An 11,146-nucleotide genomic window follows, 5' to 3' on the forward strand; every position below is an offset into this window, starting at 1 on the left:
GACCGAACCCACCTACGATCGTTCCGGTGTCGGCGTTGTAGTCGTTGAAGAAGTTGCCGAACGCGTTCGGCGCCGCGTGCAGAATGTTTTCCAGGGCCATGTGGTGATCGACCAGGTTCTGCGTGACGTCGGCCAACCGGGCGATCTGCTCGCTGGTCTGGTTGCGGGTCCCGGCGATGAATCGCCGCACCTCGCCGACCGCCGTCGACAGATCGGTCAGCGCCGCATCCAGGTCGGATTTGCTGTCGTTGACCACGCTGGTGAGCGTGGCCAGGCGGTCGTTGAACTGCACGAGTTGCACGTTGCTGTCGCGCAGCGCGGCGACGAAGGTCTGCAGGTTTTTGATGATGTCGACGATGTTGCCGCTACCGTTGGCGAGGATCCGGCCCACGCCTGACAATTGACCTAGCGTTTGACGCAGCTTGTCGCCGTTGCCGTCCAGCGCATTGGCGGCGCTGTCGATGAACCGGCCGACCGAGGTGCCCGATACCCCACTCTTGGGTCCCAAATCCGTTGCCAGCCGCATCAACTGGGTTTTGACCTCGTCCCACTCGACCGGCACCGCGGTGCGTTCGACGGGTATCACTGCCCCGTCGCGCATGACCGGCCCACTATCGCGGTAGGCCGGTGCGAGCTGGACATAGCGGGCGGCCACCAGATTCGGAGCGACAATAACCGCTTTCGCGTCCGCAGGAATGGGCACGTCGCGGTCGACCTTGAGGACCATCTTGGCCTGAGTGCCCTGCGGCTGAATGGATTTGATGCTGCCGACTTTGACACCGGAAACCCGCACCTCGTCATGGGGATAGATCGCGGTGGCGGTGGTGAAATAGGCGGTGATCGTCCGTGGGCCGAAGAACGTGTTACGGATGACCACGGCGGCGCCGGCGACGATCAGCCCGACGAGCACAACCGCCGTCACTACCGTCAGCCGCTTGCGCGGAATCCGGGAGATCCGGGAGGTCACTGTGATCCTCCGATCCGTCCGCCCAGGGTGCAACCAGGGCACTGTGGAATGGAGTTGTACGGCCAGGGGGTCAGTGCCCGAGGTACCGGCGACGGGAATCCGGGGCCCTTTGAAGTATCGAAGGTCCGGAATCCCCACAGGTAGTCGACCAGTTCCTGGAACAGTTGGGGGATAAGGAAGTTCGGGGCGAAGGCCTGGTACGCGTACATACCGGAAATGGCCTCACCGACCGTGATTTGGAATTTGGCCAGACCCGGCAGCGCTTTGCCGATGTTGTCGCGGTTCTTCTCCAACACCCCGAGAACCCGATTCAGCCGCTCCAGCGTCGGTGCCAATGTGCTTTCGTTGTCGTGCACCAACGCCGTCAGCTGCTTGGCCACCACCGACGTGTTGGCCAGCAGGTCCACGATCTCTTGCCGGCGTGCGACTAGCACTTGCAGCAGGGAATCGGAGTTGAGGATGAGCTTGTTGACCTGCATGCTGCGTTCGGAAAGTATCCCGGTGACGTCGCCGGCACTCTTGAACAACTCGCCCAGGTTCTTGTTGCGACTGTTGAGGGTTCGCGATAACCGGGTGAGCGCGTCGAACGCCGGCCCCATCTGGGGTGCGATCTGATCGAGCGTCGCCGCGAGCGTGTCCAACGACTGATTCAACGCCGTGGTGTTGGTGCCGGCCGTGTCCGACGTCAGGTCACTGACCGCCTCGGTCAACGAATAGGGCGACGACGTGCGCGAGATGGGGATCAGAGCCATCGGATGCATCGTGCCGCTGCCGGCTGACTCCACTGTCAACATCCGCTCGCCCAGCAGCGTGCCGGTGCGGATGTGCGCGGAAGTCTCCGAGCCGAGCAGGATGTTGCCCTTCATCGCGAACGTCACCAGCGCATCGCCGTGGCGCAGCTTCACATCCGACACCGTGCCGACCTTCAGCCCCGACACAATTACGGGGTTGCCCGTCGCAAGGCCGCCGGCTTCGGTAAACAGCGCCTGGTACCTGACCATCGACGCCCATTGGGTGAACCGGTCGGGCGAGAGGCCCACCAGGATGACCATCACCGCCAGGACGACGCCGATCAGTCCTGCCTTGACGAGCCCAGCTCCGCGATACTTGAGCATTAGGGTTCCGAGCACCTTCCTGCTTCTGACCTAAAGATATTGGCGCGCACGGTCTTACCCGAAAGATCTGTGCCGCGGAGCCCGAACTGGCAGATGTAGTACGGAATGGTGGCGCCGTTCACGCCGAGCCGGACCAGCTTGCGGTAGTTCTGCGGCGCCTTGCCGAGTACGGCGTCGAGGCGGTCCCTGTCGCCATCGAGTATCGGCGCCAGCCGATTCAACTGCGCTATGGTGCCGGACAGCGGCGGTCGGGCCTCGGCCAGCAGGTCCGCCAGCGAGGCGGTTCCCTTGTCCAGGGCGTCAATTGCGGACCCGATCGTGTCGCGGTCATTTGACAGGCCGCTGACAAGCTGCTCGAGGCGATCGATCGCGCCGGAGAACTGTTTGCCGTCCTTCGAAACCGTGCCGATCACGATGTTGAGATTGTCGATCAGTTGCTGGACGGTTTGATCGTTGTCGGCCAAGGCGTTCGAAAACGAAGTCGTCTTGGCGAACAGCGAGTCGAGGGTCCCCCCCTGGCCCTGGAAGACTTGCAACAGTCCTGAGGTCAGCGCGTTGACATCGCGCGGATTCAGGCCCTGGGTGACGGGTTTGAGTCCGCCGAGCAGCAGATCGAGGTCGAGCGCCGGCGCGGTGCGGTTGACCGGAATCTGACCGCCTGCCGGCAGATGCTTGGTGGAGCCCGGACCATCGACGAGTTCGAGGTAGCGATCGCCCACCAGGTTGAGGTAGCGGACCGCTGCCCGGGACCCCTCGGTGAGGACGACGTTGCGGTCGACGTCGAAGTCCACCACAACTTTCTTGTCCGGCTGCAGCGAAACGCCGTTGACCGTGCCCACCCGGATCCCGGCGACCCTTACCGACTGCCCCGTCTTCAGACGCGACACGTCGGTGAACACGGCCGAATACTTGGTCGTCGATCCCGTCCGATACTGGCCGAAGATGAAGAAAAGAAAGGCGGTAAGCATCGCCATCACGACCGCAAAGATCGTGAACTTGATCAGCGTGGCGCGCGTCCTCATCCGGGTTGTCCGATCTGAGCGGAATTTCGTGGCGGGCCGGCGATCGGCCCGTACAACAGCTGTTTGAGGAGATCGGAGTTGAGCAACAGCTGGGGGTTTCCGTAGTTCACCGGGTCCGCGCCGATATCGGCAATCAATTGGGGTGGGCTCGTATTGAACGGCAGCGGCAGACCCACGCACTGCGGGCCGCCCGTCGCAGCGACCTTGGGCAGGTTCGTCGGATACCGATAACGTTCGGCGCCCCACGTGAGGCTCGCCGAGATGTTGATGCTCGGTTCCGACAACGGCGCCCCGTGCGATATGCGTACGAGTCCGGTGAACGCGCAGGTTAGCGCAGGGTTGTACTCATTTAGCAGGTCGGTGGTCGGCACCAGCAGACGCAACACATTCGTCAGCGGTTGGCGGTTCGTCGACAAGACGTCGTTGCCGATGTCGGCCAACCCAATCGCGCTGATCAGCAACGCGTCCAGGTTGTGCTGTTCCTCGACAATCGTCTTGCTGATCCGGGTGGCGTTGGCCGCGGTCTTCACCAGGTCCGGTGCCGCGTCGGCATAGGCGTTGGAGACCGCGGGTAAGACGGTGAGGTCATGCCTCAATGCGGGAAGACTTGGCTCCCACTTGGCCAGAAACGAATCCAGGTCGCTCAGCGACTGGCCGAGCTGTGGGCCCCGCCCGCTGAACGCTTGCGCCAGCGCACCCAGGGACTCGTTAAGCTTGGGCGGGTCGATGTGCGACAGGACCGACACGAGTTCCTGGAACACCGTGTTGATTTCGACCATGACGTGCTGGCCTTGTAGCGTCTGGCCGGCGCGTAGCCGCTGCGCCGAGGGCTGTTCGGGTGGCACCAGCTCGACGGACTTCGCGCCGAAGACCGTCGAGGATGCGATGTTCACGAGCACGTTGCTGGGGATGAAGCGCATCTGCGACGGGTCCATCGCCAAGTGAATGGCCGCTTGGCCGTTGGGCAGCGATTGGATCGAGTCGACCTTGCCCACCTGCACGCCACGCAGCTTGACCTTGGCGTCCGGGTTCATGACCAGGCCGGCTCGTTGCGAGATCACGGTCACCGGCACGGTTTCGGTGAAGGAGCCCTGAAACAGACCCACCGCCACGGCGAAAATCACGCCGATGATGACGACGGTGGCCAGTCCTAGCAAGGGCGGGAGGTAGTTTCGTCCGGCCGGTGGCCGGGCGTGGCCGGTGCGCGGGGGTCGGCCCGCGGCCGCGCCGCGACCCGCTGGCACATTCTGAGTCATTTCAGTTCCACCTCCTCTGCTAACCGGACAGGTTGAAGTTGCCGTTCGTACCGTAGATAGAGAGTGAGACCAGCAGCGTTACCGACACCACGACGATGAGCGAAGTGCGCACCGCATTACCGGTCGCGTTACCGACACCGGCCGGCCCGCCCGAAGCGAAATATCCGTAGTAGGTGTGGATCAGCAGGATGGTGAGCGCCATCAGGATGGCCTGCAGGAATGACCACAACAAGTCAATCGGGTTCAGGAAAGTGTTGAAGTAGTGCTGGTACAAACCCTGCGACTGTCCGAGCAAGAACGTCGTGGTGAACTGGCTTGCGACAAACGACAAGATCACGGCGATGCTGTACAGCGGCGTGATCGCCATCATTCCCGCCAGGATCCTGGTGCTGACCAAATAGGCAACCGGGCGGATGGCCATGCTCTCCAACGCATCTACTTCTTCGTTGATCCGCATGGCACCCAACTGCGCGGTCACCCCGGCGCCGAAGGTGGCCGCCAGGCCGATCCCGGCGACCACCGGTGCCGCAATGCGCACGTTGATGAACGCCGATAGAAAGCCCGTCAGCGCCTCGATGCCGATGTTGCCCAGCGATGTATAACCCTGAATCGCCAGGGTGCCGCCCGCCGCCAGAGTCAGGAAGCCGACGATCACGACGGTTCCGCCGATCATCGCCAAAGTGCCCGCGCCCATGCTGATCTCGGCGATCAGTCGAACGACTTCGCGCGTGTAATGCTTGGCCGCAAACGGCACCCCGGCGAGCGCCTTGCCGTAAAACAGGGTGTGGTCGCCGATCCGCCCCATCAGGGCGACCGGCCTCTCGAGTTGGCGGCTTAATCGCGGATATGTAGCCCTCAGCGCCATGATTGCCCTACTTCGCCGTCAATTTGATGCCGATCGCGGTGACGAGCACGTTGACGACGAACAGGGACATGAACGCATAAACCACGGTTTCGTTCACCGCGTTGCCGACGGCCTTGGCGCCCCCGCCGGTGATCGACAGGCCCCGATAGCAGGCGACCAAGCCGGCGATGAGGCCGAAAAGCGCGGCCTTGACGCACGAAATGACCACCTCGGGCACGCCGGTGAGCAAGGTGATACCCGCGGCGAACGCGCCGGGATTGACATCTTGCACAAAGACCGAAAAGACGTAGCCGCCAAGGACGCCGATGATGACGACGAGGCTGTTGAGCAAGAAGGCCACCAGTCCGGAGGCCAGCATGCGCGGTGTGACCAATCGTTGCACCGGGTTGATGCCCAGCACTTCCATCGCGTCAATCTCTTCGCGAATCGTTCGCGCCCCTAGGTCTGCGCACATTGCGGTAGCACCGGCGCCCGCCACGATCAACACTGTGACCAGTGGGCCGAGCTGGGTGACCGCGCCGAACGCCGCACCCGCACCGGATAGATCCGCCGCGCCCAGTTCGCGCAGGAGGATGTTGAGGGTGAAGCTGACGAGGACGGTAAATGGGATAGCCACCAACAAGGTGGGAGCCAGCGACACCCGCGCGACGAACCAGGACTGCTCCAAGAACTCCCGCCATTGGAACGGCCGGCGAAACGTGAACTTGACCGCGTCGGCCGACATCGCGAACAGTGCACCGACGGCCTGCATGGGCCCCGAAAGGTCCCATTTCAGTTTCAGCTGTGGCAGTCCCGCTGACCAGTGGTCGGCGCCCTTGGTCGCCATCGGCGTCAGACCCTTCCCCGCGTTACGAGACCGGCAGTCTTGTTCTGGCGCAACGGCTGAGGTAGGTTCGACAGAATTGACGGCTGTAAACGCGTGTTGACGAGGGCGAAATGGTCAGCGGGCAGCCACGTTTCGGCATGGGCCTGCGATGGGAAAGCCGCGACCTCGCTCACGCCAAACCTCCGTTCTGTTGCGTGAGTTCGCTGTAAAACGAGGAGCTCCGCGTCTTGAAGCGTCCGGCGATTATGACTCATGCCACGTCCGGGCGGAGCGAAAAATGCATAACCGTTATCGGGCACTTCGCGGCCGGTGCAGTGACGCAAGACAACTGCGTCCCAACACAAGCGACAGTCTGCTCAACCATGTCCGAGCTGCTCCGGTCTTAGGTGACGGCGCCGGCCGTCTTGAGTTCGATGATGCGGTCCCAGTCGAGGCCGAGCTCCATCAGGATCTCGTCGGTCTGCTCAGCGAATCCGGGGGCTGGCCCGGTCTGTGGCGCTGCGACGTCGAACTGTACCGGGTTGGCCACCAGCTCGAGTTCACCCGCCTTCACCAGGTACTCGTTCGAACGGATCTGCGCGTCGTCGGCCGCTTGCAGGGTGTCCTGCACGGGAGCCCAGGGGCCGGAAAGCGTGGCGAAGCGCTCGCTCCACTCGGCCAGCGTGCGGGCGGCGATGGCCTTGGTCAGGAGTTCCACCGCATCCGCCGTGTTGGCCGCGATGTTCTCTACCGTGTCGAAACGCGGGTCGTCGGCCAGCTCGGGCAGGTCCACATGCCGGCACACGTCGGCCCAAAACTTAGTGGGCTGCATCATCACGAAGGAGATGTAGCGGCCATCCGAGGTGGTGTAGAGACCCACCAACGGATTATTCGGCGCGCCGTGCACCCCCGGCGGCGGCGCTTCCAGCCGCTGCTTCAGATGCTTTGTCAGCGCGACGGTGTGACCCATCGACCACAGACCGCTGCCGAGCAGGGACACATCGACGACGGACGGTTCGCCGGTCCGCTCGCGTCCGAGCAGCGCTGCCGCGATGCCACCGGCGAGGTTGGTGCCCGAGATCGTGTCACCGTAGGCCGGTCCGGGTGGCGCGATCATGCCCGGCATGCCGGCGGGGGTGATGGTGGCGGCAGTCCCGGCCCGGCACCAGAAGGCGGTCATGTCGTAGCCGCCTTTGGTCGACTCCTCGCCACGTGGGCCGAGCGCACTGCCCCGCGCGTAGACGATCTTCGGATTGACCGCACGGATGTCGTCGACATCGATGCCAAACTTCTGCCGGTGATCGGGCAGGAAACTGGTCAGGAAGACATCGGCGCGACGGGCCAGCTCGTAGAGCAATTCCTTGCCTTCCGGCACCGACATGTCCAGTCCGATGCTGCGCTTACCGCGGTTGGCGTGCTCGATGTTGGGGTTGGGATCGCCTTCGACGCGCAACATCCCGGTCTGACGGAGCCCGCGCTGCGGATCACCGGTCACGGCATGCTCGACCTTGACCACATCGGCGCCCCATTCGGCGAGCACCGCGCCCGCCGACGGAACGAATCCGTACATGGCTACTTCGAGGACACGGATGCCTTCAAGCGGCCTCATGCGCCGGCTCGGTTCGCTGACAGGGCTGTCAATGCGCCGGCCGCTGCGGTTCCAGTGGCTGCCTCTGCCGTGTCCTGGGCAGGCATTACGTACCCCCTAGTGTGGTGGCGGTCACGATAATTTCATTCTCTTCCCCGGCGAATCTTACATTCGAGTTTCGATAATTCAAGAAAGTCTCAGGAACGGGATCGAGGTCCTGACCAGGGGCGAAAACGGCCGTACGCTGTCGGCCAGCACCTTTCCCTGCAGGCAGGACGCGCTGTTGCGCGCGTGTTGCACGCCGCTCCGCGTGGAGAGTAGGGTTCTCATAATTGTAAGGGAGATTCTTTGTGACTGAAATGGCCCCCTTCGGAGTAGAGGCCTCAACGTGAAGACCGCAGTAGTCACCGGCGGCGGATCCGGCATCGGTCTCGCCGTCGCGCAACGCCTGCGCGCCGACGGTCTGAATGTCGCCTCCATCGACTTGCGCCCGTCGGAAGCCGACTTCGCTTTCACCGCCGACGTCACGGACCGGTCGCAGGTGGATGCGGCGCTGTCGGCCATCCGCGGCCAGCTTGGGCCGGTGACGGTTTTGGTCAACGCCGCCGGACTCGACGGGTTCAAAAAGTTCAACAACATCAGCTTCGAGGACTGGCACCGGGTGATCGACGTCAACCTCAACGGCGTCTTCCATACCATCCAGGCGGTGCTGCCCGACATGGTCGAGGCGGGCTGGGGACGCATCGTCAACATTTCGTCGTCGAGCACGCATTCCGGTGCGCCCTACATGAGTCACTACGTGGCGGCGAAGTCGGCGGTCAACGGCCTGACGAAGTCGCTCGCACTCGAGTACGGGCCCAAGGGCATTACGGTCAACGCGGTGCCGCCGGGTTTCATCGACACCCCGATGCTGCGCGCGGCCGAAAAAAATGGATTCCTCGGCAACATCGACGAGACCATCGCGCGAACCCCGGTACGCCGAATGGGCACGCCCGAGGACATCGCGGCGGCATGCGCCTTTCTGGTGTCCGAGGAAGCCGGCTACATCACCGGTCAGATCTTGGGCGTGAACGGCGGTCGAAACACCTGAGCATGGCGACTTGTCAGCGGCGCCCGGCAACCAGTGTGAGAGGAGAAAGCCCGTGAAGGTCTGGGTGGATTCAGAACGGTGCCAGGGCCACACCCTGTGCGCGATGATCGCTCCGGAATCGTTTCAGCTCAGCGACATCGACGGCAGTTCGTCGGCAGTCGACGAGGTGGTGCCCGCCGATCGCGAGGACCAGGTGCGTGAGGCCGCCCAGTCCTGTCCGGAGCAGGCCATCATGATCACCGACGACTGAGCCGGCACCGGGTCAATAGCCAGCGAACACATAGGGAGACAGAGCGTTGAGTGTCGACGACGTCGTCAATGACAGCGACCGCAAGAAGAACCGGTACCACTTCGACCGGCATTCCTCCGAGTATCGGTCGCAGTTCAAGACGATCACCGAAGAGATGCACGCAAAGTGCCCCATGGCGTGGACGGAAACCTACGGCGGCCACTGGGTCGCGGCCGGAAGCCACGAGGTCTTCGAGCTGGCCCGCTGCCCCGCCGTCTCCAACGATCACGACATCCACGGCGAACGCCGCGGCTACAAGGGCATTTCGATCCCCACCGCCAGCCGGGTCAGCGCGGTGCGCGGCGGGATCCTAGAGATGGACGACCCCGAGCACCGCATCTATCGAACGGTGCTCAACCCGTATCTGTCGCCGGCGGCGATCAAGCGCTGGGAACCGTTCATCGACGACGTGACGCGCGCCTGCCTCGACGAGAAGATCGAAAGTGGCCGCATCGACTTCGTCGACGACCTGGCCAACATCGTGCCCGCCGTCTTCACGCTGGCGATGCTGGGAATCCCGCTCAAGAAGTGGAACATGTACAGCGAGCCGGTGCACGCCGCGGTGTACACGCCCGAGCACTCGCCCGAGATCGAGCGCGTCACCGCGATGCACCGGGAGATGGGGCTCGACATGGTCAACAACATGATCGAGATCCGCGCAAACCCGCGACCCGGCATCGTGAACGGCCTGCTCGAGATGCGGATCGACGGCGAGCCGGCCCCGGAGCTGGAAATCCTGGGGAACCTGGGCCTGGTCATCGGCGGCGGCTTCGACACCACGACCGCGCTGACCGCCCACTCCCTGGAATGGCTTTCGGAGCACCCGGACCAACGGCAGCTGCTCAGCGATGAGCGCAAAACCCTGCTCGATCCGGCGACCGAAGAGTTCCTGCGCTTCTTCACCCCGGCGCCCGGGGATGGCAGGACCTTTGCCGACGACATCGAGCTCGACGGCACCCAGTTCAAAGAGGGTGAGCGGCTGTGGATCTCGTGGGCGATGGCCAACCGTGACCCATCGGTGTTCCACGACCCGGACAAAATCATCCTCGACCGTAAAGGCAACCGGCACTTCAGCTTCGGGCTGGGGGTCCACCGGTGCATCGGGTCGAATGTGGCGCGCACCGTGTTCAAGTCCATGCTGACCGCGGTACTCGACCGGATGCCCGACTACAAGTGCGACCCGGAGGGAACCGTCCACTACGAGACCATCGGTGTCATCCAGGGCATGCGTAAGCTACCGGCCACCTTCACGCCCGGGCGTAAGGTCGGAGCAGGCCTGGACGAAACGCTGGAAAAGCTGCAGCGCATCTGCGACGAGCAAGAGCTCGCCAGGCCGATCACGGAGCGCAAGGAAGCGGCTGTCATTGACTGAGCCGCTCATAATTTTTGCGAGTAGGCCTGTTCAGCGTGACCGCGTCTTATATTGAGGCCAAGCGCGTGTGCAGAGATGGGAGACGCATCCGTGAAGACTTTCGCAATGAGCCTTGCGCTTGCGATGGCCGCGCTGACTCTCACGCCGACCGCCCACGCGGACATGGTGCCTGGCAACTACCATCTGGACACGAACCGGGATCCCGGCCACTTCTGGATTTGGTCGATCAGCCCGTGCGTCCAGCCAACGCCAGGATGCGCGCAGGTGTACGCGACTCCGCAGCCCAACGGGCAAGCGACGGTGTACAGAGGCATAGCTCAGCTGGCCAACGGCCGCTACAACCTGGCCGTCGATGTGCCCGACGGGGTTCGCTGCGTGGTCCAGGTCTTTCCCTCGCACGACGTCTACTCGTGGGATGCGGTGACACTGGCGGGTCAGGTCGACTCAACGTTCGACACCGGCTGCGGAGGCGGCCCGGGGGGCACCAACAGTTACCCGTTTTCGCTCGTGCGATTCTAGCCGCGTGAGACGTACGGGAGTCGGTCGCTCATGAGGGCGACGGGGAGTCAGCACGATGCCTGAGGCGAAGAAGCCGCCACAAGATTCGGCCACCTCGAAAGCCGACGCCAAGGCTTTGCTCGAGGAAGCCGAGGCTGAGGCCGCGGAAGCCGAGGCGCTGGCGGCCGCGGCGCGCGCTCGCGCCCGCACGTACATCATCTGTCGACCGCACTGGCCGCCGCCGGTCACGGCGTCGTCGTGCTGTCCCGGCGCCCCATC

The 11,146-nt window shown here is 63.6% G+C and carries 11 protein-coding genes and 1 pseudogene; 5 read left to right on the forward strand and 7 right to left on the reverse strand.

What is annotated here, in order from left to right; all coding sequences use genetic code 11:
• From A5652_RS23510 to A5652_RS23540, 7 genes are all read right to left on the reverse strand, one after another.
• Positions 1 to 967 (reverse strand): MCE family protein (locus tag A5652_RS23510; protein ID WP_067357582.1); only part of this gene is annotated, 967 nt, incomplete at its 3' end.
• Complete coding sequence (locus A5652_RS23515) at positions 964 to 2,082, reverse strand: MCE family protein (RefSeq protein WP_067357585.1); 1,119 nt, start codon at positions 2,080 to 2,082, stop codon at positions 964 to 966. The genes A5652_RS23515 and A5652_RS23510, both read right to left, overlap by 4 nt.
• Positions 2,082 to 3,104 (reverse strand): MCE family protein, encoded by a 1,023-nt coding sequence (locus A5652_RS23520; RefSeq protein WP_067357587.1) that lies wholly within the window; start codon positions 3,102 to 3,104, stop codon positions 2,082 to 2,084. Before A5652_RS23520 ends, A5652_RS23515 begins: the two co-directional genes overlap by 1 nt.
• Complete coding sequence (locus A5652_RS23525; RefSeq protein WP_067357590.1) at positions 3,101 to 4,360, reverse strand: MCE family protein; 1,260 nt, start codon at positions 4,358 to 4,360, stop codon at positions 3,101 to 3,103. The genes A5652_RS23520 and A5652_RS23525 overlap by 4 nt, the downstream gene beginning before the upstream one ends.
• A 19-nt stretch (positions 4,361 to 4,379) precedes the next feature.
• Positions 4,380 to 5,225 carry an ABC transporter permease gene (locus A5652_RS23530; protein ID WP_067357593.1) on the reverse strand — a complete coding sequence of 282 codons (846 nt, stop codon included), beginning with the start codon at positions 5,223 to 5,225 and terminating at the stop codon, positions 4,380 to 4,382.
• A gap of 7 nt (positions 5,226 to 5,232) precedes the next feature.
• Complete coding sequence (locus A5652_RS23535; protein ID WP_067357596.1) at positions 5,233 to 6,051, reverse strand: ABC transporter permease; 819 nt, start codon at positions 6,049 to 6,051, stop codon at positions 5,233 to 5,235.
• A 382-nt stretch (positions 6,052 to 6,433) separates the two neighbouring features.
• Positions 6,434 to 7,639: a CaiB/BaiF CoA-transferase family protein gene (locus tag A5652_RS23540; protein ID WP_067357600.1), complete on the reverse strand. Its 1,206-nt coding sequence runs from the start codon at positions 7,637 to 7,639 to the stop codon at positions 6,434 to 6,436.
• Positions 7,640 to 8,006: 367 nt separating this feature from the next.
• Between A5652_RS23540 and A5652_RS23545 the strand changes: the two genes are divergently transcribed.
• From A5652_RS23545 to A5652_RS28815, 5 genes and pseudogenes are all read left to right on the forward strand, one after another.
• Positions 8,007 to 8,708: an SDR family NAD(P)-dependent oxidoreductase gene (locus tag A5652_RS23545; protein WP_067357605.1), complete on the forward strand. Its 702-nt coding sequence runs from the start codon at positions 8,007 to 8,009 to the stop codon at positions 8,706 to 8,708.
• A gap of 52 nt (positions 8,709 to 8,760) precedes the next feature.
• On the forward strand, positions 8,761 to 8,958 hold the full coding sequence (locus A5652_RS23550) for a ferredoxin (protein ID WP_067357608.1): 198 nt from the start codon (positions 8,761 to 8,763) through the stop codon (positions 8,956 to 8,958).
• 46 nt (positions 8,959 to 9,004) lie between these two features.
• On the forward strand, positions 9,005 to 10,369 hold the full coding sequence (locus tag A5652_RS23555; protein WP_067357612.1) for a cytochrome P450: 1,365 nt from the start codon (positions 9,005 to 9,007) through the stop codon (positions 10,367 to 10,369).
• A 75-nt stretch (positions 10,370 to 10,444) separates the two neighbouring features.
• A complete protein-coding gene (locus A5652_RS23560; RefSeq protein WP_197514081.1) occupies positions 10,445 to 10,888 on the forward strand; it encodes a hypothetical protein in 444 nt (147 codons plus the stop codon).
• A 186-nt stretch (positions 10,889 to 11,074) separates the two neighbouring features.
• Positions 11,075 to 11,146: pseudogene (locus A5652_RS28815) on the forward strand (hypothetical protein); the annotation flags it as partial.

The sequence above is a fragment of the Mycobacterium sp. 1165178.9 genome, assembly GCF_001673555.1.
GTDB lineage: Bacteria > Actinomycetota > Actinomycetes > Mycobacteriales > Mycobacteriaceae > Mycobacterium.

Coding starts and splice junctions, on each gene's coding strand:
- A5652_RS23515 (WP_067357585.1), bottom strand. CDS start 2,082: ATGCTCAAGTATCGCGGAGCTGGGCTCGTCAAGGCAGGACTGATCGGC.
- A5652_RS23520 (WP_067357587.1), bottom strand. CDS start 3,104: ATGAGGACGCGCGCCACGCTGATCAAGTTCACGATCTTTGCGGTCGTG.
- A5652_RS23525 (WP_067357590.1), bottom strand. CDS start 4,360: ATGACTCAGAATGTGCCAGCGGGTCGCGGCGCGGCCGCGGGCCGACCC.
- A5652_RS23530 (WP_067357593.1), bottom strand. CDS start 5,225: ATGGCGCTGAGGGCTACATATCCGCGATTAAGCCGCCAACTCGAGAGG.
- A5652_RS23535 (WP_067357596.1), bottom strand. CDS start 6,051: ATGGCGACCAAGGGCGCCGACCACTGGTCAGCGGGACTGCCACAGCTG.
- A5652_RS23540 (WP_067357600.1), bottom strand. CDS start 7,639: ATGAGGCCGCTTGAAGGCATCCGTGTCCTCGAAGTAGCCATGTACGGA.
- A5652_RS23560 (WP_197514081.1), top strand. CDS start 10,445: ATGGGAGACGCATCCGTGAAGACTTTCGCAATGAGCCTTGCGCTTGCG.